General features: G+C 60.7%; 24 protein-coding genes. 18 read left to right on the top strand and 6 right to left on the bottom strand.

Annotation, left to right across the window (positions count from 1 at the left end; genetic code table 11):
- Window positions 1-26: 26 nt before the first annotated feature.
- Window positions 27-659 carry an FMN reductase gene (locus ACWTV3_RS12855; RefSeq protein ID WP_498478607.1) on the top strand — a complete coding sequence of 211 codons (633 nt, stop codon included), beginning with the start codon at window positions 27-29 and terminating at the stop codon, window positions 657-659.
- Window positions 660-805: 146 nt separating this feature from the next.
- On the opposite strand, the gene ACWTV3_RS12850 is transcribed toward ACWTV3_RS12855, so the two are convergent.
- Window positions 806-988 carry a DUF5302 domain-containing protein gene (locus ACWTV3_RS12850; protein ID WP_129071010.1) on the bottom strand — a complete coding sequence of 61 codons (183 nt, stop codon included), beginning with the start codon at window positions 986-988 and terminating at the stop codon, window positions 806-808.
- Between the two features lie 321 nt (window positions 989-1,309).
- On the opposite strand from ACWTV3_RS12850, the gene ACWTV3_RS12845 reads away from it, so the two are divergent.
- The gene (locus tag ACWTV3_RS12845) at window positions 1,310-3,559 is read left to right on the top strand and encodes a polyribonucleotide nucleotidyltransferase (RefSeq protein ID WP_498478606.1); all 2,250 of its coding nucleotides are present in this window, start codon (window positions 1,310-1,312) and stop codon (window positions 3,557-3,559) included.
- Window positions 3,560-3,748: 189 nt separating this feature from the next.
- Window positions 3,749-3,934 carry a hypothetical protein gene (locus tag ACWTV3_RS12840; protein ID WP_498478605.1) on the top strand — a complete coding sequence of 62 codons (186 nt, stop codon included), beginning with the start codon at window positions 3,749-3,751 and terminating at the stop codon, window positions 3,932-3,934.
- Between the two features lie 74 nt (window positions 3,935-4,008).
- Here the strand turns inward: ACWTV3_RS12840 and ACWTV3_RS12835 are convergent, their stop codons facing one another.
- On the bottom strand, window positions 4,009-4,542 hold the full coding sequence (locus tag ACWTV3_RS12835; RefSeq protein ID WP_498478604.1) for a YbhB/YbcL family Raf kinase inhibitor-like protein: 534 nt from the start codon (window positions 4,540-4,542) through the stop codon (window positions 4,009-4,011).
- Between the two features lie 193 nt (window positions 4,543-4,735).
- Here ACWTV3_RS12835 and ACWTV3_RS12830 point away from each other — a divergent pair, with 193 nt between their 5' ends.
- A complete protein-coding gene (locus tag ACWTV3_RS12830) occupies window positions 4,736-5,728 on the top strand; it encodes an aldo/keto reductase (protein WP_498478603.1) in 993 nt (330 codons plus the stop codon).
- Between the two features lie 134 nt (window positions 5,729-5,862).
- Here ACWTV3_RS12830 and ACWTV3_RS12825 read toward each other — a convergent pair whose 3' ends face one another.
- Window positions 5,863-6,453, bottom strand: a complete 591-nt coding sequence (locus ACWTV3_RS12825) for a TetR/AcrR family transcriptional regulator (RefSeq protein WP_100390063.1) — start codon at window positions 6,451-6,453, stop codon at window positions 5,863-5,865.
- Between the two features lie 312 nt (window positions 6,454-6,765).
- Here ACWTV3_RS12825 and ACWTV3_RS12820 point away from each other — a divergent pair, with 312 nt between their 5' ends.
- Window positions 6,766-8,136: a M16 family metallopeptidase gene (locus tag ACWTV3_RS12820; protein WP_498478601.1), complete on the top strand. Its 1,371-nt coding sequence runs from the start codon at window positions 6,766-6,768 to the stop codon at window positions 8,134-8,136.
- 18 nt (window positions 8,137-8,154) lie between these two features.
- The gene (locus ACWTV3_RS12815) at window positions 8,155-8,757 is read left to right on the top strand and encodes a histidine phosphatase family protein (RefSeq protein WP_498478600.1); all 603 of its coding nucleotides are present in this window, start codon (window positions 8,155-8,157) and stop codon (window positions 8,755-8,757) included.
- A 61-nt stretch (window positions 8,758-8,818) separates the two neighbouring features.
- On the opposite strand, the gene ACWTV3_RS12810 is transcribed toward ACWTV3_RS12815, so the two are convergent.
- Window positions 8,819-9,310, bottom strand: a complete 492-nt coding sequence (locus ACWTV3_RS12810; RefSeq protein WP_498478599.1) for a GNAT family N-acetyltransferase — start codon at window positions 9,308-9,310, stop codon at window positions 8,819-8,821.
- A 118-nt stretch (window positions 9,311-9,428) separates the two neighbouring features.
- Here ACWTV3_RS12810 and dapB point away from each other — a divergent pair, with 118 nt between their 5' ends.
- Both dapB and ACWTV3_RS12800 read left to right on the top strand, forming a co-directional pair.
- Window positions 9,429-10,181: a 4-hydroxy-tetrahydrodipicolinate reductase gene (gene dapB / locus ACWTV3_RS12805; protein WP_498478598.1), complete on the top strand. Its 753-nt coding sequence runs from the start codon at window positions 9,429-9,431 to the stop codon at window positions 10,179-10,181.
- Window positions 10,178-10,627, top strand: coding sequence for a tetratricopeptide repeat protein (locus tag ACWTV3_RS12800; protein WP_498478596.1), 450 nt, complete (start codon window positions 10,178-10,180; stop codon window positions 10,625-10,627). The genes dapB and ACWTV3_RS12800 overlap by 4 nt, the downstream gene beginning before the upstream one ends.
- Before the next feature lie 54 nt (window positions 10,628-10,681).
- Here the strand turns inward: ACWTV3_RS12800 and ACWTV3_RS12795 are convergent, their stop codons facing one another.
- On the bottom strand, window positions 10,682-11,593 hold the full coding sequence (locus ACWTV3_RS12795) for a TIGR01777 family oxidoreductase (RefSeq protein ID WP_498478594.1): 912 nt from the start codon (window positions 11,591-11,593) through the stop codon (window positions 10,682-10,684).
- A gap of 2 nt (window positions 11,594-11,595) precedes the next feature.
- Complete coding sequence (locus tag ACWTV3_RS12790; RefSeq protein WP_100390069.1) at window positions 11,596-12,021, bottom strand: OsmC family peroxiredoxin; 426 nt, start codon at window positions 12,019-12,021, stop codon at window positions 11,596-11,598.
- A gap of 98 nt (window positions 12,022-12,119) precedes the next feature.
- On the opposite strand from ACWTV3_RS12790, the gene ACWTV3_RS12785 reads away from it, so the two are divergent.
- The 10 genes from ACWTV3_RS12785 (at window position 12,120) to recA (ending at window position 22,608) form a co-directional block, all read left to right on the top strand.
- Window positions 12,120-12,929 (top strand): thymidylate synthase, encoded by an 810-nt coding sequence (locus ACWTV3_RS12785; protein ID WP_498478592.1) that lies wholly within the window; start codon window positions 12,120-12,122, stop codon window positions 12,927-12,929.
- Complete coding sequence (locus ACWTV3_RS12780) at window positions 12,926-13,510, top strand: dihydrofolate reductase (protein WP_498478590.1); 585 nt, start codon at window positions 12,926-12,928, stop codon at window positions 13,508-13,510. Before ACWTV3_RS12785 ends, ACWTV3_RS12780 begins: the two co-directional genes overlap by 4 nt.
- Window positions 13,511-13,519: 9 nt before the next feature.
- Window positions 13,520-14,494, top strand: a complete 975-nt coding sequence (dapA, locus tag ACWTV3_RS12775) for a 4-hydroxy-tetrahydrodipicolinate synthase (RefSeq protein WP_498478588.1) — start codon at window positions 13,520-13,522, stop codon at window positions 14,492-14,494.
- 94 nt (window positions 14,495-14,588) lie between these two features.
- Window positions 14,589-16,265, top strand: a complete 1,677-nt coding sequence (locus ACWTV3_RS12770; RefSeq protein WP_498478586.1) for a ribonuclease J — start codon at window positions 14,589-14,591, stop codon at window positions 16,263-16,265.
- Window positions 16,266-16,411: 146 nt separating this feature from the next.
- Window positions 16,412-19,165 carry an FtsK/SpoIIIE family DNA translocase gene (locus ACWTV3_RS12765; protein WP_498478585.1) on the top strand — a complete coding sequence of 918 codons (2,754 nt, stop codon included), beginning with the start codon at window positions 16,412-16,414 and terminating at the stop codon, window positions 19,163-19,165.
- 4 nt (window positions 19,166-19,169) lie between these two features.
- Window positions 19,170-19,844: a CDP-diacylglycerol--glycerol-3-phosphate 3-phosphatidyltransferase gene (gene pgsA / locus ACWTV3_RS12760; protein ID WP_341620865.1), complete on the top strand. Its 675-nt coding sequence runs from the start codon at window positions 19,170-19,172 to the stop codon at window positions 19,842-19,844.
- Between the two features lie 10 nt (window positions 19,845-19,854).
- Entirely contained in the window at window positions 19,855-20,352 is a 498-nt protein-coding gene (locus ACWTV3_RS12755; protein WP_498478583.1) for a CinA family protein, read from the top strand.
- A gap of 245 nt (window positions 20,353-20,597) precedes the next feature.
- Complete coding sequence (locus ACWTV3_RS12750) at window positions 20,598-20,906, top strand: helix-turn-helix domain-containing protein (RefSeq protein ID WP_100390079.1); 309 nt, start codon at window positions 20,598-20,600, stop codon at window positions 20,904-20,906.
- Between the two features lie 81 nt (window positions 20,907-20,987).
- A complete protein-coding gene (locus ACWTV3_RS12745; RefSeq protein WP_100390080.1) occupies window positions 20,988-21,212 on the top strand; it encodes a DUF3046 domain-containing protein in 225 nt (74 codons plus the stop codon).
- 241 nt (window positions 21,213-21,453) lie between these two features.
- Window positions 21,454-22,608: a recombinase RecA gene (gene recA / locus ACWTV3_RS12740; protein ID WP_498478581.1), complete on the top strand. Its 1,155-nt coding sequence runs from the start codon at window positions 21,454-21,456 to the stop codon at window positions 22,606-22,608.
- The last annotated feature ends 5 nt before the right edge of the window (window positions 22,609-22,613 follow it).

Below are 22,613 nucleotides of genomic sequence, written 5' to 3'. Positions count from 1 at the left end.
ACTAGCTCCCCAGAAAGAAGCACATCATGTCCGACGTCAAGAAGATTGCCGTCATCGCTGCTGGCCTCAGCCAGCCATCGTCCACCCGATTACTCGCCGACCGTCTCACCGAAGCAACCGTCACCGACCTGCGCGACCGCGGTATCGAAGCCGAAGTGACGGTCATTGAGCTGCGCGACCTCGCACACGATGTGACGAACAACCTACTCACGGGCTTCCCGAGCACCAAGCTCGACGAAGCGATCGCCGCTGTCACGGGCGCCGACGGGCTTATTGCCGTCACGCCCATCTTCACGACGAGCTACAGCGGGCTGTTTAAGTCATTCATTGACGTGCTCGACCCGCAATCGTTGACGGATCTGCCGGTGCTGCTCGGAGCGACCGGTGGAACAGATCGCCATTCCCTCGCGATCGACTATGCAATGCGACCGCTCTTCAGCTACCTTCACGCCGTGGCCGTGCCGACAGGCGTATATGCGGCATCCGCGGACTGGGGAAGCGGGGGAGAAGGCAGTTCGGGAACCCTGCCGGCTCGGATCGCGCGAGCCGCGGGGGAACTGGCGGCGCTCGCCGCAGTGTCCGACCGTTCAGACCGGATCGTTGATCCATTCGCTCTGCCAGAAGGTTTTAGCCCGGTGGGGAGCTTCGGCGCACAGTAATCGCGCGAGGGCACCCGCACCTCAGGCAGCGAGCAGGCCTGGAAACCAGAAAAGACCGCGCTGCTCGGCGAACTCCGTGATGAGGTAATCATCCGGTGTCGCCGGGCGGCAACGGTCTTTGTGCTGCGTTATCTTGTGTCGCTGCGTTATCCGGTTTTGCGGCGGAAGTCGCGCTTGTGATCAGCGCGATCTTGCGTGCCATGGATAGCCGATTCGGCATCCAAGTGACCGGGGCGTGCGGTTTGCTTGCCCTGCTTGCGATCAAGCGCCTCGCGGAACCTGCGCTTGTTCTCTTCGCTCGCAGAGGGTGTTTCTTCTGTGGGTTCCATACCCGTCAGCGTAAACCACCCGCATGGCAGCAGGCACCGAAACCGTGTCGCGGTCCAATCTCTAGGGCTTCCCAGACCCTCGGTGCTACGATTATCCACAGTTGCCCACGTTGTTGTAGGGCAACAAACGGAGCAGGCTGGCAAGAAGCTGGTCACCGGTGGTAATTTTCCGAGTCGTTCGGAGGCTTTCTACTGTTGGCCAGACACGCGCCGCCACTCTAGGCATGCGCGTGAACCATCGCGTCCTTCTGCCCGCTCCTGCTCCTTGACGAGTCGCACACCACACGGGTGCGCGACGTAAAACAAAGGAGAAACCCCCGCATGGAGGGTCCAGAAATCACATTCGCCGAAGCCGTTCTCGATAACGGCAAGTTCGGCAAGCGCACCGTGCGCTTCGAAACCGGTCGACTCGCTCAGCAGGCACAGGGTGCCGTTGCTGCGTACCTCGACGAAGAAACCATGATCTTGAGCGCCACGAGCGCGGGTAAGCACCCGCGTGAAGGCTTCGACTTCTTCCCGCTCACCGTGGATGTCGAAGAGCGTTCGTACGCTGCCGGCAAGATCCCCGGAAGCTTCTTCCGCCGCGAGGGTCGTCCCTCGACGGAAGCGATTCTCGTTTGCCGTCTCATTGACCGTCCGATGCGTCCGACCTTCGTTGAGGGCCTCCGCAACGAAGTTCAGATCGTCATCACCGTTCTGAGCATCGCTCCGGACGAGTTCTACGACGCACTCTCGATCAACGCCGCATCGCTCAGCACCCAGATCTCAGGACTTCCGTTCTATGGTCCGGTTGCCGGCATCCGCATGGCTCTGATCAACGACCAGTGGGTTGCCTTCCCGAAGCACAGCCAGCTTGCTGACGCTGTCTTCGACCTCACTGTTGCTGGCCGCATGGTCACCAACGACCAGGGTGAAGAAGACATCGCCATCATGATGGTGGAAGCAGAAGCTACCGAGAACAGCTGGGAGCTCATCAAGGCGGGCGCCACGAAGCCCGACGAGGCTGTTGTTGCTCAGGGCCTCGAAGCATCGAAGCCCTTCCTCAAGCAGCTCGTCAAGGCTCAGCTCGAGGTCGCCAACAAGGCTGCCAAGCCTGTTGCCGAGTTCAAGCTCTTCCCGCCGTACTCCGACCAGGCGTACAACGCGGTCAGCGAAATCGCTGAAGCTGAGCTTCGCGACGTCTACAAGATCGCCGACAAGATCGAGCGCCAGACCGCTGATGACGAGCTCAAGGCTCGCGTCAAGGCTGAAGTTCAGTCCAAGGTTGACGCTGAAGAACTCAGCGAAGACGTTCTCGGCATGGTTGGCGGAGCGTACAAGGCCGTCAGCAAGAAGGTCATGCGCACCCGCGTACTCACCGAGGGCATCCGTATCGACGGCCGTGGCTTGAGCGACATTCGTGCGCTCGATGCTGAGGTCGAGGTCATTCCTCGCGTTCACGGTTCGGCTATCTTCCAGCGAGGCGAGACTCAGATCCTGGGTGTCACCACGCTGAACATGCTCAAGATGGAGCAGCAGATTGACTCACTGGCACCAGTGACCAAGAAGCGCTACATGCACCACTACAACTTCCCGCCCTACTCGACTGGTGAGACCGGTCGCGTTGGTAGCCCGAAGCGTCGCGAGATCGGGCACGGCTTCCTTGCCGAGCGCGCTATCGCACCGGTGCTTCCTGCTCGTGAAGACTTCCCTTACGCCATCCGCCAGGTATCCGAGGCTCTCGGTTCCAACGGTTCGACGTCGATGGGTTCCGTCTGTGCTTCGACTCTGTCGCTGCTGAACGCTGGTGTGCCGCTGCGCGCACCCGTCGCCGGTATCGCCATGGGGCTCATCTCCGACGAGGTCAACGGCGAGACGCGTTACGCGGCTCTCACTGACATCCTCGGCGCTGAAGACGCACTCGGCGACATGGACTTCAAGGTTGCCGGTACGAGTGAGTTCATCACCGCTATCCAGCTCGACACCAAGCTCGCTGGTCTGCCGTCGTCAGTTCTCGACGGTGCACTCAAGCAGGCAAAGGAAGCGCGTACCGCGATTCTTTCGGTGATCAACGCTGCAATCGACGCTCCCGACGAGATGGCTCCCACGGCTCCTCGCGTGATCTCGGTTCAGATCCCGATCGACAAGATCGGTGAGCTCATCGGGCCCAAGGGCAAGAACATCAACCAGATTCAGGATGACACCGGAGCCGACATCTCGATTGAGGATGACGGAACGGTCTACATCGGCGCTGTCGATGGTCCTTCTGCCGAGGCTGCACGCGCGGCGGTCAACGCCATCGCGAACCCGCTCAACCCTGAGGTTGGCGAACGCTTCTTGGGTACGGTCGTCAAGATCGCTACCTTCGGTGCCTTCGTATCGCTCACCCCGGGCAAGGACGGACTGCTGCACATCTCTGAGGTTCGCAAGCTCGCCGGTGGCAAGCGTGTCGAGAACGTCGAAGACGTACTCGGAGTCGGCCAGAAGATTCAGGTTGAGATCACCAAGATCGATGACCGCGGCAAGCTCTCGCTCGCACCCGTCACTGACGAGGCTGACGCAGAAGCAGCGGCTCCCGCTGACGAAAGCTAAGTCCCGCTAAACGCAGGTCACACTCAGCGCCCATTCTCCGTGAGGATGGGCGCTGAGTCGTTAATGTGGCAACTGCGTGTCGGGTAGGAAAATTTCTTTTTCACATCCCAGTGAAAATGGGGGTAGTCACCCTAGTCTGCCCTTCGATTGGGTCCCGCTATCGGTACTCCATGCCACTATCCTGAGCGAGTGACCCGAATCACTACACCTCTCGACGCCTTCATGAGCGACATGCTCCTGTGGCTTGAGACCGCATGGTACCTCTGGGCAGCCCTCGGCATCGTTGTTGTCGTCGTGGTCGTCAGCGTGGTTGTCGCGAAGATGCGCAGCCGAGGCTACGAACGCGTTCCGCACTACTACCGCCGTAACACCTAAGCAGAGCCCATCGCGTTCTCCTGATGACCCGCATGCCCATGCGGGTGTTTATCGTGCTCGCGAAACCCGGGCGTCTACGCGGCTTCGGTGCTCGAGTACCCAATCAGTTGTGCTCGCGCCACGATGTGGTCGCGAAGCACAAAGCCCAGCATGGCGGGCGTGCTGCCCTCGGCTAGGTCGAGGCGTTCAACGTTGAGTGCGCTCACCGTGAAGACGTAACGGTGGGGTCCGTGGCCGGCTGGCGGCGCAGCACCCTGAAATGCTTCGAGGCGAAGTTCGTTGGCCACCGTAATCGCGCCATGAGGCATGAGTTGCGAGTCCGGATTTCCAGCATCCTGGGGGAGCGATTCCACGGACGCGGGAATGTTGTAGACAACCCAGTGCCACCAACCGCTACCGGTAGGCGCATCCGGATCGAAAACGGTGAGCACGAAGCTCTTCGTTCCCGAGGGAAAGCCGTGCCAGTGCAGAGTGGGGGAGCGATCTTCGCCTCCCGCATTTGCGATGCCGGAGCGCGCGAAGGTTGGCAGCTCACCGCCGGGTTCAAAATCGGGGCTCTCTAGGGTGAACGACGGTACTTCGGGCAGTTTCCAGTTGGGGTCATTCACGGCGTCGGTCCTCTCGCTTGCTGAAATGGAACTGTGGCCATTATGGCGAGAATGACGTGACGCCGACACTGTGCCGGGCTGCACCGGAGGAAAAATGAGTCACTTCGACACGGACTAGTAACGATCTGTCTGTCCTCCGCGTATTTGCGGTGTTGGCGGCATATTCTTACCAAAAGCCTTGTGGGAGGCCGTTATGACGCAAGTGCACCCGACGCGATCACTGCCGGGTTCCACTCGTGTGCGCCCAGTAACGGGGCAGCATTTTTCGACTCGAGTCATCGGTTCTTCCGACCTTCGTGTTTTGCCTCTCGCACTCAGCGGCAACATCTTCGGGTGGACCGCAGATGACGCGGCCACCACCTCCATTTTGAACACCTTTGCCGACGGCGGAGGTAACTTCCTCGACACCGCCGACTCGTACGCCTCGGGTCGCAGCGAGCTCATGATTGGCAAGTGGATGCGCACCCGGCGCAATCGCGATCAAATCGTGGTTGCTACCAAGGTAGGTAAGAGCCGCGACAATCCCGGTATGGATGCCGCGGCGATCAAGCGTTCCGTGGATGCCTCGCTCGCGAGATTGGGTACCTCGCACATCGACCTGCTGTATCTGCACGTCGACGATGAGTCGGTCGACTTTGACGAAACCTTGCTCGCTGTCGATGAATTGATCGGCGAGGGCAAAGTGCGCTACTTCGGTGGCTCTGATCACACGGGCAATCGGCTCATTCAAGCGCGCATCGCGTGCGGCCAGATGGGGGTTGCTCCCATGGTCGCCGTGCAAGCCCACTACAACCTTCTCCACCGCCAAGAGTATGAAACGGGGCTCGCTCACGTCGCGGCGATCCAAGGTCTGGGCGTTATGCCTCGCTTTGCACTAGCTAGCGGTTTCCTGAGCGGCAAGTACCGTCAGCGTGCTGATCTTGCTCTCAACTCTCGCGGCCACGACGCTGCGCAGTACTTGCGTCGTCGCGGAATCAAGATCTTGAACGCTCTCGATGAGGTTGCCGAAGAGCAAGATGAGAGCGTGGCCACAATTGCACTCGCGTGGTTGTTGAACAAGCCAGGTGTGGTCGCGCCCGTCGTGAGCGCGAGTCGTGCAGAGCAAGTACCGGAACTGATCGCGGCAGCCCGCGTTCAACTGACGCGACACCAGTCAGCAGAGCTCGACCGCGTCTCTAGCTACTAGCGGGAGCTACGAGCCGCCAGCGAGGGGCACTAGCGTGCGCCGCAGCGTTCAGCGTCGTTCGAGTGTGCATCGAGCGCTAAGTACCTGATGTTCCGTGCTGCGTCGTAGTCGCTCTGCGACGTGACGATGCTGCGTTAGACCTTGACGGCGTCGCTGAGTACGCGCTTGACGACGCGAGCCATGGCGGCGCCGGCAGCAATGGTGTCTCCGGCGTAACCGCCAGCGAGAGCGCCATCCTTGGCAAGCATGAGTTCGTCAGCGGCATCTCCGGCGAAGGGATGCTCTGCAGCGCGCATGAGTTCGTAGAGCGACTCGTTGTACCAGTCGCGGTGATCGGAGATCAGTACGCGAACAGGATGAGTCGGGTCGGGGAACTCTGCGACCACGTTGAGGAAAGGGCAACCACGAAAATCGGGCTTCGTGAGTTCGCCAGCGACTGACTCCAGGAGGCCAAGAACGGCGTCGTGGGGTGAGGCGGCGTTGTCGATGATCGACTGCGTTTCGGCTTCTACAGCAGCGCGGCGGCTCTTGACGTACTCAAGGATGAGGTTATCTTTTGAGCGGTAGTGCTTGTAGAACGTAGCCTTGGTCACGCTCGACTGAGCGATGATGCGGTCTACGCCGACGTTCAGAATGCCGTCTTGGTAGAAGAGTGTGTTGGCCGTCTCGAGGATGCGGCCTTTGGCCGGAGCGCGCTGCGCAGTCTCTGGTGTCTCAAATACCATCGCAGCGCACTCCTTCCGTGGAGGTTCGGATCAGGAACATTTCCCCACTATGTGCATCGCAAGATTTCGGGTTCAAGCGACGCGGTTTATTTTCACGGCCTGATTCGGGTCCAGGTCGCAGGTTTTACATCACCGGGTTCGGGTCCCGGTGATGGGTTATTGGCTTCGGGTGCCTACAAAGAACATTAGCACGTGAGGACATACAGACAAGTCTGTCTGTCCTCATTTTCAGCCCCCAGTTTGGGGGATGGATCTGCAGGGTCCCTGAGCATCAGGCGCTGCAAGGGCAGTAATGACGTAGGCTCATAGGTGATGAGCGACGCTGTGATTCTTCCTCTTGACCTTCCCGAACTGTCGTTCACCGCAACCGGCGACAGTCTCGTTCGTAGAACTGTTTTGCCGAGCGGTGTGCGCATCCTGAGTGAGCAAGTACCGGGTGCGCGCAGTGCGACGGTCGGCTACTGGGTAGCGGCGGGCTCCCGCGACGAGCACCCCGAGACGTACGGTGCAACGCACTTTCTCGAGCACTTACTCTTCAAAGGCACGGCCTCGCGCTCTGCTCTCGACATTGCGGTGAGCTTCGATGCTGTCGGCGGCGAGCACAATGCGATGACGGCCAAGGAGTACACCTGCTACTACGCCAAGGTGCAAGACATCGACTTGCCCATGGCGATCGAAGTCATTGGCGACATGCTCACCTCGAGCTTGATCGATCCCACGGAGTTCGCGAACGAGCGCGGGGTGATTCTCGAAGAGCTGGCGATGGCGGATGACGACCCCACCGATGTAGCGAGCGAGCGTTACTTTGAAGCCGTCTTTGGCGCGCATCCGCTCGGTCGCCCGATCGGTGGCAACCCCGACACGATCAACGCGATCTCGCGTGACGCGGTGTGGGATCACTATCAGTCGAACTACCGTCCCCAAGATCTCGTGATTACGGTGGCGGGAGCGGTCAACCACGATGAGCTTGTGGCTGCCATATCCTCTTGCCTCGTCGCAGCGGGCTGGGATCTCTCGACGGAAGCCTCGCCGGTTGCCCGCCGTGACCTCTCGGGTAGCGCGCAATCCACCGTGCTCACTCCTGGCCAGCGCCTGCACGTGACACAGCGCCCCATCGAGCAGGCCAACATCATCGCGGGTGTCGAAGGGCTCTCGGCAACCGACAGCCGACGCGCCACGATGACGGTGCTGAACTCCATCTTGGGTAGCGGCATGTCGTCGCGACTCTTCCAAGAGGTGCGCGAAAAGCGCGGTCTCGCGTACTCCGTGTACTCGTTCTCGCCGAGTTATTCCGACGCCGGCGTCTTCGGTATCTACGCCGGTTGCTCGCCCGCCAAGGTCAGCCAAGTCACAGAGCTCATGCTCGAGGAGTTCCACAAGCTCGGCAGCGCACACGTGACTGACGAAGAAATTAGTCGCGCGATCGGTCAGTTGCGGGGAGCATCGGCGCTCGCTCTCGAAGACTCTGACTCGCGGATGTCGCGCCTCGGTCGTAGCGAGCTCACCCTGGGCGAATTTATTGACCTTGACGCCTCGATCGCCCGCATCTCTGCGGTCACGGCTGACGACATCCAAGAACTTGCTCAAGAACTCTCGTCACGACCCCTCTCTATTGCAGCAGTGGGGGCCGTCAACGAAGAGATGTTCGCCGGTATCGATCTCGGCAGCGTTGCCGAGAGCTAGATCGACAAAGGAATGATGATGGCCCATTACTTGTACCTAGTGCGTCACGGCGAGCAGCAAGACGCAGAACACGGTTTGCCCGACGGCCCGCTTTCGGGCAAAGGGGTGCGCCAAGCGCAAGCGATTTCGGAGCGACTGAGCGGCGTGCCGTTCACTCGAGCGTTCCACTCGCCGCTTCAGCGAGCCGCTGAGACTGCCGCAATTATGACCGAGCGGATGCCCGCCCTCGAGTCGCAGCCGACGACGCTGCTGATGGACTGCATTCCCAGCGGGCCCACTCCCGATATGCCTGCCGCATTCGAACCGTTCTTCGGTTCGATCACCGATGAAGAGATTGATGCCGGCCAGGCTCAAATGGAAGACGCCGTTGCCGAGTTTCTTACTCCGGCGCGCGAAGACCGCCACGATTTGCTGATCACCCACAACTTTGTGATCTCGTGGTTCGTGCGCGAAGTCCTGGGCGGAGACCAGTGGCGGTGGCTTGGGCTCAACCAGGCCAATTGCGGTCTCACGATCATCCGGGTGCGCAGTGCGAAGCCGCCGGTGCTCGTCAATCACAATGACCTCGGTCACCTGCCCGTCGAGTTGCGCACGGGAATGCCGACTGAGCAGCCCTACTAGACGCTAGTTCGCTTACGTGTGCGTGCGAGCACGCGAGCACATGCTGCGCGGCGTAGGTCGTTTAGACCAGCGGCTTGACGTACCAGGTTGTGGCGTTGGGGTTGTCGTTGTACGGCGCGCACGGCTCGAAGCCGCTCGAACGGTAGAGCCCGCCAGCGGCGGCAAGACTTTCGTTGGTGTCGAGAACGAGTTCGGTGGCGCCCCAGGCGCGCGCTCGCCGTTCCAGCTCGCCAAGCAGCTGACGCCCGAGCCCTGCACCGCGGCCCTCAGGCCGCACCCAGAGGTGCTTGACCTCAAAGCGCCCGGGCTCGAGCAGGCGGATGCCGCCACACCCTAGAGCGGCGCCGGAAGCGTCACCGTCGACGTCGGTGTCGTTGCCATCGGGCTCGATCACGACAAAGACACCCTGAGGTTCGGTGAACTGCTCCTCGCTGGGGAACGTCGTGACATAGCCCGAGGGCGTCGGAAACGTCTCAGCGCGGTAGCTGAAGTATTCGGTGAGAAGTTCGAGAGCGAGAGCATCCGTGACCGGAAGTGAACGAAACTGAGGCACACGACCACAGTACTCTCGGCGACGCGGTGTAGCTGCCCGGAGCCCGTGCTCCCTCGTGTCTTTCCTTAGAGGCCGCAGGGGAGTCTGCGACGCCGCTCAGCATTGGTAGATTTGAACAATGACAACGAAAGTAGCGGTAGTCGGCGCAACCGGTCGCATGGGCAAGTACATCAGTGGCGTTGTTGAGGCATCCGCTGACTTCTCGCTCGTGGCCTCCCTCAACTCGCGTTCGGAGCTCAGCGACATGCTTGTTGCCGACGTAGTGGTAGATGTCACGGAGCCCAGTGTCTCGCCCTCTGTCGTCGACTTCGCCGTGCGCAACGGCAAGAGCGTTCTCGTGGGCACCTCCGGCTGGAGCGAGGACCGCGTGCAGGGACTGCGCTCGCTGCTTACCGAGACCCCGGAGATCGGCGTCGTCATCATCCCCAATTTCTCGCTTGGCTCGGCGCTTGCCACGTCGTTTGCCGCATCGGCTGCTCGCTACTTCGACTCGATCGAGATCATCGAGAGCCACCACGCTGCCAAGGTCGATTCGCCCTCCGGTACAGCAGTGCGCACAGCAGAGCTCATGGCCGACGCTCGCAGCGAACGCGGCCCCGCGCTCGCCCCGCATGTCGACCAGCGGGCACGCGGCGAACAAGTGGCCGGAATCCCCGTGCATAGCCTGCGTATGACGGGAGTGATTGCACACCAGCAGGTCATCTTCGGTGGGCCCGGTGAAGTGCTCACTGTCGATCACCGCACCATGTCGCAAGACTCCTACGAAGCAGGCGTCCTGCTCGGCCTTCGCGCTGTGCCCACCGCTCAAGGAGTCACGGTTGGCCTCGACCAACTCATTGATCTCTCCCCGGCAGGATCGGCCTCCGAGTGAAAACTCGCATTGCCGCTCTCGTGATGGTGGCGCTGCTCACCATCTACCTGATCTTCGTCATTAACTATTCGACGATTCTGATCCGTGCTGACGAGCCCATCGTGAACGTGATGGGCTGGGCGCTGCTCGTGCTGCCCCTCATCGGGTTCTGGGCGCTCGCCGCGGAACTCTTCTTCATCGTGCGGGCCGAACGTCTCCTCACCACGCTCACGGAGGAGGGAACGCTGCCGGATGAGGTTGTTGAGCTTCTGCCGAGTGGTCGTCCTGACCCCGCCGCGGCCGATCGCGCGTTCGATCGTTACCGCACAGAGGCAGAGGCAGAGCCTAACTCGTGGCGCACCTGGCTACGACTCGGCCTCGCCTATGACGCTGCTGGAGACCGGGGCCGAGCGCGCTGGGCTACCCGTCGCGCTATTGCGTTGTCGCGCGGCAAAACTCCGCGCTAACGAATTCGTCGACGCTGAAGGCGCCGCAGGCGACGACCGTTACTGCGCCGCTCTCTAATCGACGAACGCGTCGATGGCCTGCTCGATGGTGGTGTGGGTGAACGTGAAGCCCGTGCTCGCGAGAGTGGGCGATTGAACGTTCTCATCGACCAGAATGAGATCCTTGCCGGCGTCGCCCAGCATCCGAAAAGCGAAGCTCGGCACAGCGAACCAGTGCGGCTTTCCCATTTCGCGTGCGAGCGTCTTGGTGACGGTCTCGGCAGTAGCCGGCGTAGGACCTACGAGGGAAACCACTCCGGAGAAGTCACTGCGCAGCAAGTGCACGATCGCGGCGGCTTCGTCGTGGAGACTGATCCATGGCCAGTATTGAGCGCCACTGCCCAGGCGACTTCCTACGCCGAACCGGGTCAGCAGGTTCAGGGGAGTGAATGCTCCGCCCTTGCCCACGACAATTCCGGTGCGGAACATCACGAGCCGTGTTGTCGGGGGAGTTAGGCGAGCAGCCTGCTCCCACGCGTAGACAACATCGCTCAAGAAACCAGTGCCCTTGCTCGATTCATCGGTGAGCACTTCGCCGGGGCGGCTACCGAAGATGCCGACTGCTGAACCGCTTAAGAACACCGACGGTGGCACCGTGGCTCGGCGAATCGCTTCGGCCAACACGCGGGTTCCGTCGACGCGCGATCGCAGAATCTCGCGCTTGTAGCCGGGGGTCCAGGGGATCTTTCCCGTGGAGGCTCCCGCGAGGTTAATTACGGCATCCGCCAGCTCAATCGCACGATCGTCTATGGTGCCGGCGCTGGGGTCCCAGCGGAATTCGTCTGCGCCCTCCGGTTCGCGGCGCACAAGACGCAACACTTCGAAGCCAGCGTCCTCCAGCTGGGATACCAATTCAGTGCCTATGTAGCCGGAAGCGCCCGCAACGAGGACGCGAGAAACGGTGGGTGCAGACGCAGAGTCGGTCATGACTACGCCAGGCTCGCTTCGAGAGTGATGGGGATGCCGGTGAGGGCGCGCGATACGGGGCACCCATCTTTGGCCTCGGCCGCCAGTCGCTGAAAGTCGTCGTCGCTGAGATTCGCCACTTTGGCGCTCACCAGCAGGTGGCTTCCGGTGATGCCTTCGGCCGGATCAAAAGTGACAGCTGCAGTGACCTGCAGGCTTTCGGGGGGAGTGCCGTTTTCGGCTAGTCCGTTGGAGAACGCCATTGCAAAACACGAGGCGTGAGCGGCTCCGAGGAGTTCCTCAGGGTTAGTCGTTGCTTCTTGACCTTCGGATCGTGCAGCCCACGTTACGGGGAATTCTGCTGCATCTGAGGAATCGAGTGATGTCGTTCCCTTGCCGCTGAACAGGTCTCCGAACCAGAGTGTTGTTGCTTCGCTCGTTACAGGCATTGCCGTTCCTTTCGTCGTTCCCCAACCCTAAGGGCTGGCTTGGCGGCAGGGGTGAGAAAGCGGTGTGAAGTGCGACGCGCATCAGTACTATTGATGCGATGGCAACCACGATCGCAACACCCTATGAAGACTTGCTGCGCGACACTCTCGCTAACGGCGTGACGAAAGGTGATCGCACGGGCACCGGCACCCGCAGTGTGTTCGGTCGCCAATTGCGGTTCGATCTCGCGGAGGGTTTTCCGCTCATCACGACCAAGCGCGTCCACTTCAAGTCGATTGCCTACGAGCTGTTGTGGTTCTTGCGTGGCGAGAGCAACGTGTCGTGGTTGCGCGATAACGGCGTGACGATTTGGAACGAGTGGGCGGATGCCGCGGGCGAGCTCGGCCCGGTCTATGGCGTGCAGTGGCGTTCCTGGCCAACCCCCTCGGGTGAACAGATTGACCAGATATCTGAGGTCATCGAGCAGATCAAGACCAACCCTGATTCTCGGCGGCTGATCGTCTCGGCGTGGAACCCCGCTGACATTCCGAACATGGCGTTGGCGCCGTGCCACGCCTTCTTCCAGTTCTATGTGGCCGATGGCAAGCTGTCGTGCCAGCTTTACCAGCGCAGTGCCGACCTTTTCTTGGGCGTTCCCTTCAACATCGCGAGCTACGCGCTGCTCACCCACATGGTGGCGGAGCAGACCGGGCTCGAAGTAGGAGACTTCGTCTGGACCGGTGGCGATTGCCACATCTACGACAACCACGTCGAGCAAGTGACCGAGCAACTGACTCGCGAGCCGTACGCTGCGCCGCAACTGAAGATCACGAGCGCACCCGAAAGCATCTTCGACTACGCCTACGAGGATTTTGAGATCGTCGGCTACGAACACCACCCCGCCATCAAAGCACCGGTCGCGGTGTGAGCGACTCGACTCATCCTGTCTCGGTCGCGCTTATTTGGGCGCAGTCCGCTGGCGGAATCATTGGCCACAACGGTTCGATGCCATGGCATCTTCCCGAAGACCTGGCGCACTTCAAAGAACTCACGCTCGGCAGCCCCGTCATCATGGGGCGCAAAACGTGGGACTCTTTGCCTCCACGATTCCGCCCGCTGCCCGGTCGCCGCAATATTGTTGTCACGCGCCAAGAAGAGTGGAACGCGCTGGGAGCTGAGGTCGCTCACACCGTGGACTCTGCCATTGAACTAGCTGCGGCATCCGCGTCGATAGTGGATGCCGATCTGACCGATCGCGGGCACGGCGAGCCGGTCGAAACCGTGTGGGTTATCGGTGGCGCCGAGATCTTTGCGTCGGTGCTCGAGAGCGCCGATCGTCTCGAGGTTACCGAGATTCGCGAGACTTTTGAGGGCGACACAATCGCGCCCGAAAGAGACGATGAGTGGATGCTCGTCGCGAGCGATCCGAGCGATGGTTGGCACACTTCGACCACCGATCTTCGCTACCGATTCCTCCGTTACGAGAATCAGCGGGCTCAGCAGCGGTAGCCTAGAGGGGTGACTATTGAAAATCCCTTCGGCCAAGTCCTTGTTGCGCTCATCACGCCCTTCACCGCAGACGGTGAAGTGAGCTGGCCCGACGTAGAGAAGCACATCGACGATGTGATCAGTTCTGGCGCCGACGGCATCGTCGTCACCGGTACCACGGGGGAGACGAGCACGCTCACTGACCCCGAGAAGATCAGGCTTGTCGAGGTCGCCAAGTCGGTTTCGGCTGGCCGCGCCAAGATCATCACGGGCGGCGGCTCAAACGAGACCGCGCACGCTATCGAGTTGTACAAGGCCAGCGAGAAGGCGGGCGCCGACGGCGCCATGATTGTCACGCCGTACTACAACAAGCCGACTCAGGCCGGAGTGCTCACCCACTTCCGCATGATTGCGGATGCAACGGACTTGCCGGTAATCATGTACGACATTCCCGGCCGCACCGGCATCCCGATCACATTCGAAACGATTCTGCGGGCCGCGAAGCACCCGAATATTCTCGCGGTTAAAGACGCGAAGGGCGACTTCAGCGAAGTGAGTCGCGTGCTCAACCAGACTGACCTTCTGTACTTCTCGGGCGACGACTCGAACGCTCTCCCTCACATGTCGATCGGAGCTTCAGGCCTCATCGGTGTCACGGCAAATATCGCACCGGCCCCGTACCGCGTCATGGTAGATGCCGTTAATGCGGGCGACCTCGCCACTGCCACCGCAGCGCACCAAGCGCTCGAGCCACTGGTACGTGCTGCGATGACGCACGTTCCCGGAACCGTTGCGGCCAAGTACATCCTCCACGGCCTCGGCCGCATCTCAAGCGCACGCGTGCGTTTGCCGCTCGTAGGGCCCGAAGATGCTGAAGCCGCGAGGATCGAAGACGAATTGGCGTTGGTTGGTGAGATCAAGGGCCTTGATCTGTCGAACTTTCGTCCCGACCGCAACGCCGCTGCCGGCGGAGCGCTGCCCAAAATAGCGGGAGCAACCCGCTAGTTTCCCCGCGAGGGGTAGGGTCTGGCCTGAGCCAGAGCCACACATTTTTAGCACGGGGGCTGACGGCCCCACCCCACTAAATGCAAGGTACTGAATGCCCGTTTCTGTTTTTGACCCGCCCACACTCGAGAAGGGCACGCTTCGTGTGACCCCGATTGGTGGTCTTGGCGAAATTGGTCGCAACATGACCACGTTCGAGATTGACGGCAAGATCCTGATCGTCGACTGCGGCGTGCTGTTCCCCGAGGAACACCAGCCCGGTGTCGACCTGATTCTGCCTGACTTCAGCTCAATCCGCGATCGTCTCGACGATGTTCTTGGCATTGTGCTCACGCACGGCCACGAAGATCACATCGGTGCTGTTCCTTATCTCTTACGCCTGCGCCAGGACATCCCCCTGATCGGTTCCACTCTCACGCTCGCCCTCATCGAGGCCAAGCTCAAAGAGCACCGCATCAAGCCCTACACCCTCAACGTGGCTGAGGGTCAGAAGGAGAAGATGGGGCCGTTCGATCTCGAGTTCGTGGCGGTCAACCATTCGATTCCGGATGCTCTTGCTGTCGCCATCACGACCGTTGCCGGCACTGTGCTGCACACCGGTGACTTCAAGATGGATCAGCTGCCGCTCGACAACCGCATCACCGACTTGCGTGCCTTTGCTCGCCTCGGTGAAGCCGGTATCGACCTGTTCCTTTCAGACTCGACTAACGCTGACGTTCCCGGCTTCACGCCGAACGAGCGCGACATCGGCCCGGTTCTCGAAGCCGTTATCGCTAAGGCTCCGCGCCGAGTGATCGTCGCCAGCTTCTCCAGCCACGTGCACCGGGTGCAGCAGGTATTGGATGCCGCGATCGCGAACAACCGCAAGGTTGTTCTCATGGGGCGCTCCATGGTGCGCAACATGGGTATCGCTGCCGATCTCGGGTTCCTCAAGGTGCCCGACGGAGTGCTGTTGGACGCCAAAAAGGCTGTCAACTACCCCGATAACCAGCTCGTTTACATGTCCACGGGCAGCCAGGGCGAGCCGATGGCTGTGCTCGCGCGTATGGCCAACATGGAGCACCAGATTGAGGTCGGCCAAGGCGACACCGTCATCCTCGCCTCCAGCCTCATCCCGGGTAACGAGAACGCGGTGTACCGCGTCATCAACGGCCTCACCAAGCTGGGCGCCAACGTCGTGCACAAGGCCAACGCCAAGGTTCACGTCTCGGGCCACGCTGCGGCAGGGGAGTTGCTCTACTGCTACAACATCCTTCGCCCCAAGAACGTGCTGCCGGTTCATGGTGAGTACCGCCACTTGGTCGCCAACGCGAACCTCGCGATTCAGTCCGGTGTGCCGGCTGAGAACACGATCATCGCCGAAGACGGCACCGTCATCGACCTCAAGGACGGCCACGCTGCTGTCGTGGGTCAGCTCGATGTCGGCCTCGTCTACGTTGACGGTTCAAGCGTCGGTGAGATCACGGATGCTGACCTCAAGGATCGCCGTATCCTCGCCGAAGAGGGATTCATTTCCATCTTCGTTGCCGTGGATGCTCAGACCGGCAAGGTCATTGTTGGTCCCGAGATTCAGTCGCGCGGCTTCGCTGAAGACGAGAACGTCTTCGATGCCGTACTCCCTCAGGTGGTCAAGGCTCTGACGGATGCTGCCGAGAACGGAACGCGCGACACTCACGCGTTCGCTCAGGTTGTTCGGCGCACCGTCGGCCGCTGGGTCAACACGCAGCACCGTCGTCGTCCGATGATCGTTCCGGTCGTCATCGAGGCGTAACGAATTACTAATGGCGCGGAGGCTTCGGCCTCCGCGCCATTGTCGTGCGCCCGCGTAAGGCAGGGCGGCCACCGTCGAGCGGCCGAGAGCCCGAGCCATGAGTGTCGCTGCGGTGCTCTGACAGAGGCCACGGGTAGCTTTGAATCATGGCTACGCGTACAACGTCGAACTCGCGCTCGGGTGCGTCGAAACCGCGCGCCAAGAACACAACAAACAAGACTCAAGCAACCAAGAGGCTCCCGCGGGGCAAGCAAGCGCCGGTCGAACCTGAGGGGCCTTTGACCAAGCTGTGGCTGGCGCTCGCCCACATGGTGGGGGGCGCGTTCCGCGTCTTCGGGCGCGAGGAACTCACTAAAGATGAGCGCCGCGATGGCGTTCCCTTCTTGTTCTTCTTACTGGCGATCGTCGGGGCCGTTGTGGAGTGGTTCAATCCGACAGACTCCGTCGCGATCGCGCTCGATGCCTACACGTTCGGTGGGCTCGTTGGTCGCGTGGCCTTCGCACTCCCTGTTATCTTGCTGCTGCTTGCCGTCTGGATGTTTCGGCATCCGTCGAGCGTGCATGACAACGGCCGCATCGGCATCGGCCTCAGCATTCTCATTGTCACTGTCGCGGCGTTATGCCACGTGTACAGCGGTCAGCCGCACCCCTCAGAGGGTGCAGAGATCATCGCTCGTGCCGGGGGAGTCTTTGGTTGGCTTCTCGCAAACCCCTTGCTCTGGCTCGGGGGAGAGTGGCTCGCGGTGCCGCTCATCGTGTTCCTTCTGGTGCTCTCGCTCTTCATCATCACCAAGACGCCACCCAACCGCCTGGGGTCGCGACTCCGTGAGCTCTACGCATACCTCTTTGGCGCTCAACTGCAGACTGACGAAGAGCGCGCAGCGGCCAAGCTGCAGGCCAACACCGGCAAGAACGACTCGGTTCAGTTCGGTTCGCTGACCGATATCGGGCTGGGCGACAACGACACGGGCTCGCTGCCGTGGTGGCGCCGCAACAAGTCGCACCCCACCGAAGACAAAGCGTTCGACAGCCCCGTGATCGGGCGAGACAACTCCACCGAAATCGTTGACCCGGCACCGAAGGCCCAGCCCACTGCGCCTCCCGCCGCGAAAGACCTCACGAAGAAAGAGGAAGACTTCGGCGTCGAGCTGCTCGAAGATCTCCTCAAAGCTGAAGACGCTGTCAAGAAGTACGCGACCGGTGAGGTGGATGCTCCCGCCACGGGTGTTCGCGACGACGGCCCTGGCGTCCTCCCCGGTTTCACCACCAAGGCGAGCGAAAAGGGTAACGCCGGCGAATTCGATGGTCCGCACGAGACCACCCCGCAGCAATCGAACATGACGTACCGTTTGCCGCAGGCATCGATGCTCTCGGCCGGCACGCCGCCCAAGTCGCGCTCAGCAGCGAACGACGAAGTCGTGGCTGCCATCACTGAAGTTCTCAAGCAGTTCAGCGTGGATGCCACCGTTACCGGTTTCAGTCGCGGCCCCTCGGTCACTCGCTACGAGTTGGAGCTGGGCCCGGGCGTCAAGGTCGAGCGCGTCACAGCGCTTGCCCGCAACATCAGCTACGCCGTGGCGAGCAACGAGGTCAACATCCTGTCGCCCATTCCGGGCAAGAGCGCCATTGGAGTCGAGATCCCTAATAAGGATCGCGAAATCGTTTCGCTCGGTGATGTGTTGCGCTCGAGCGCCAGTACCAAGAGCGAACACCCCATGACCATTGGTCTGGGTAAAGACGTCGAGGGTGGTTTCGTTGTAGCCAACCTCGCCAAAATGCCTCACTTATTGGTAGCTGGTTCTACGGGATCCGGTAAGTCGAGTTTCGTTAACTCCATGATCACGTCGGTGCTGATGCGTGCTAAGCCCGCTGAAGTTCGCATGGTGCTTATCGACCCCAAGCGCGTTGAGCTCTCGATTTACGCCGGGGTCCCTCACCTCATCACGCCCATCATCACGAACCCCAAAAAGGCTGCCGAAGCCCTTGCGTGGGTCGTGAAAGAGATGGATATGCGATACGACGACCTCGCAAGCTTCGGTTACCGCCACATCGATGACTTCAACCGCGCCGTGATCGCTGACGAGATCAAGCTTCCTGAGGGCAGCCAACGCAAGCTCAAGCCCTACCCATACCTCCTCATCGTGGTCGACGAGCTTGCCGACCTCATGATGGTTGCGCCCCGCGACGTTGAAGACTCGATCGTGCGCATCACCCAGCTGGCGCGTGCCTCTGGAATTCACCTCGTGTTGGCAACCCAGCGCCCCAGCGTGGATGTCGTGACCGGCCTGATCAAGGCCAACGTTCCGTCGCGCCTCGCGTTTGCGGTGTCGAGCATGACCGACTCCCGAGTGATCCTCGATCAGCCGGGTGCCGACAAGCTCATCGGTCAGGGTGACGCGCTCTTCCTGCCCATGGGTGCGTCCAAGGCCATTCGTGTTCAAGGCGCCTGGGTGCCCGAAAGCGAAGTTGCTGAGATCGTGCAGCACGTGATCGCTCAAGCTCAGCCTGAGTACCGCAACGACGTCACCGCTGTCGCCGAGAAGAAGCAGATCGATGCTGACATCGGAGATGACCTCGATGTCCTTCTCGCGGCGACTGAACTCATCGTGAGCACGCAGTTCGGATCTACGTCGATGCTGCAGCGCAAGCTCCGTGTCGGCTTCGCCAAGGCGGGTCGCCTCATGGACCTGCTGGAGTCTCGAGAGATCGTTGGCCCCTCCGAAGGGTCGAAGGCTCGCGACGTTCTCGTGTCGGCGGAACAGCTTCCAGCGGTGCTCGCTCGATTGCGCGGAGAAGACGACCCCGGTCCTGTTGACGCGGTAGAAGAGTCTCTCAGCGGATACGATGAAGTAGAAAGCTCCTCAGATGAGGATGCTTGGAATTTGACCGATCGGGAGTGATCGCGTGGGTGAACAACCTGTTTCGGAGTCCACTCCACCCGTAGTTTCTGGCTTCTCGATGCGCGGCAGAGTGCTGCGTCGCGGTGATACGCCAGCATCCAACGGCAATATTGCCAACATCATCACGGTTGTGCGCATCTTCATGGCGCCCGTCTTCATCTGGCTGCTGTTGCTCGACAACGGCGAAATGGGACCCATTCGCTACATTGCGGCGGCGCTCTTCATCATTGCGATTGTCACGGATGCGGTCGATGGCCATCTGGCCCGTGGACGCAATCTGATTACCAATGTGGGCATCATCCTCGATCCGATCGCCGACAAAGTTCTCACCGGTGGTGCACTCGTGGCGCTCTCCATTCTGGGAGAGCTGCCGTGGTGGATCACGATCCTGATTCTCGTGCGCGAGTTTGGCATCACGATTTATCGCTTCGCCGTCCTCTCCAAGGTCGTCGTTCCCGCGTCGCGCGGTGGCAAGCTCAAGACGGTTCTTCAAGCTGTTGCGATCGCGCTATTCCTCGTCCCCTTGTTTACCGTGCTCGGCTCGTGGGTCCTGTGGCTCAACTGGTCGGTCATGGCCATCGCTGTCGTACTCACGGTCTACACCGGCATCGAGTACTTGTGGCTCGCCTGGCGCCACACCCGTGCATCCAAGCCAGTAACTACAACCCCAGGAGTGTGACCCTTCTCTCGTGACTACTGAAGAACTCGCCACAAAGATTGTGGCGATTCTCTCCGAACAACGTCTCACGCTTGCGCTTGCAGAATCCCTCACGGGTGGCATGTTGTGCGCTTCTCTCGTCGCCGTTCCGGGTGCCTCGGCCGTGCTCAACGGATCCGTCGTGGCGTACAACACGGCGATTAAGCATCAGGTTCTCGGGGTCGACGCGAGTCTCTTGGCCATCCACGGCACGGTGTATCCGGATGTCGCAGCCCACATGGCGATGGGAGCACGCGAGATCCTCGGCGTTGGCGACCAACAGGCATACTTCGGCCTGGCGACAACAGGTGTTGCCGGGCCGGGCCCGCACGAGGGCAAAGAGCCAGGAACCGTGTTTATCGGCTTTGCGGCAACTGGTTTCGTCGAGACGCGCGACTTTCACTTCACGGGGGACCGTCACCAGATTCGCGAGCAGGCGGTTACGGCGGCGCTGCAGTGCCTCTACGACTACCTCACGTCAGAGGACTAACGGCGGGCGCACTTCCGGAGGGAATTCAGGATGCCGCTTGGCGAAGCTGTGTCGCGACCGCCCCCAAAGAGGTGACAGATTCGCCCTAGTAGCGGGAATATCCCACGTTTCGGTGCGGTTACAGTAAGGGAATTCACAAGGCTTCTCCAGAGTGGAGCAGTTAGAGTTCTCAACATATAAATGGCTGTAGTCTTGACTACCCAGAATTATCTGGTCGCAGGATTCAGTCAGAAAGGGAGTGTCCAATGGTTCTAGTTCGTCAAGAAATCGGTGACGTTCTCCGTGACTTCCGCTTGCAAAAGGGACGCACCCTTCGACAGGTCGCAAGTAAGGCGAGCGTTGCGCTCGGTTACCTCAGCGAGGTAGAGCGTGGTCAGAAAGAAGCCAGCTCTGAGATTCTTGCTTCGGTAGCTGAAGCTCTCGATACACCTATCTCGGTGATCATGCGCGAAGTCGGAGACCGACTCGCTGTCATCGAAGGCGCCACCACAATTCCCGATACTTTGCCCGACGAGCTCGTCGCAGAGTTCGATTCCAACTTGGTTACGCGCTAACAGCACGTCAGATGCCCCGTTCCGGTGTGGAGCGGGGCATTCGTGCGTTCGGATGCAGGTTGGCGCGCTTAGGCTGGTGGGATGCGACTGAGTGAGTTCTGGCTAGCTGTTTCCGATGAGTTCGGTGAGGCCTACGGTCGCGTGCTCGTTAACGACCAGGTATTGGGCTCAGTCGGCGGTGTCACCGCGTCTCAGGCCTTGTCTCGCGGCGTTCCCGCCAAGCAAGTGTGGACCGCGCTGTGCGATGCCATGGATGTCCCGGCTGATCGGCGCTACGGCGTAGGCCAGCGCGAGCCTAAGAAGTAGCTTCTCTTCTCCCGCGTGGCGTGTTCGAACATGTGTTCGATATTGTTAGTCTTCTCCCTAACATCCATTCGAATACTGCTTATGGATGCGTTACGCCCGTCGTAGTCCTGAAATGTCAGAGCCTGCACGTAGCGTGGCATTAGCAACACAGCCTTTGTCGGGCGGCTGCGGGCCTTGCACCATCGGTCCGCACGAATCGCGACAGCCTATGGGCAGCAACCTACGACTAACGGAGAAAATAATGCCATCAGCAGCAGACCGCGAGAAGTCCCTCGAGACCGCTCTCGCTCAGATTGACCGTCAATTCGGCAAGGGCTCAGTCATGCGCCTCGGCAGTGATGAGCGCGCTCCGGTCGAGGTTATCCCTACCGGCTCCATCGCTCTCGACGTCGCACTCGGCACGGGTGGCCTCCCGCGCGGCCGCATTGTTGAGATCTACGGTCCGGAGTCCTCGGGTAAAACCACGCTTACGCTCCACGCAATTGCTAATGCACAACGCAACGGAGGCATCGCAGCCTTCATCGACGCCGAGCACGCTCTCGATCCGGAGTACGCCGCCAAGCTGGGTGTCGACATCGACGCACTTCTTGTCTCGCAGCCCGACACCGGAGAGCAGGCGCTTGAGATCGCCGACATGCTCGTGCGAAGTGGATCGATCGACCTGATCGTCATTGACTCGGTTGCTGCGCTGGTTCCTCGTGCAGAAATTGAGGGCGAGATGGGTGACACCCACGTGGGTCTTCAGGCGCGCCTCATGTCGCAGGCGCTGCGCAAGCTCACCGGTGGGCTCAGCCAGACCAACACGACCATGATCTTCATTAACCAGCTGCGCGAAAAGATCGGTGTCTTCTTCGGTAGCCCCGAGACAACCGCTGGCGGTAAGGCGCTCAAGTTCTACGCGTCCGTTCGCCTCGACATCCGTCGTATCGAAACGCTCAAGGACGGCACGGATGCGGTGGGTAACCGCACGCGTGTCAAGGTCGTCAAAAACAAGATGGCTCCGCCCTTCAAGCAGGCAGAATTCGACATCCTCTACGGAATCGGAATCTCGCGTGAGGGTAGCCTCATCGACTTCGGAGTCGACCACGAGATCGTACGCAAGTCTGGTGCTTGGTACACCTACGAAGGTGACCAGCTCGGCCAGGGTAAAGAAAAGTCGCGTGCGTTCCTTATCCAGAACCCCGAAATTGCACTCGAGATCGAACAACGCATCATGCGCAAGCTCGGCATTGGTGCTGAGGCCAAGGCTGCGAACGCCCTTGAAGCCAAGGTTGCCGCAGAAGCGGCAGCCGTCGCCGAAAAGGCTGCGAAGACTGCTCCCAAGGCCGATGGTCCCACGCTGCCGGTGGCAACCAAGACTGCTGCCGCGCCGCTCAAGAAGGCCTCCGGACAGTAGAAGCG

This window comes from Salinibacterium sp. AL4.1 (assembly GCF_059767305.1).
Note: the sequence above shows the minus strand (reverse complement) of the source record. Positions and strands in the feature narration are given on the sequence as shown.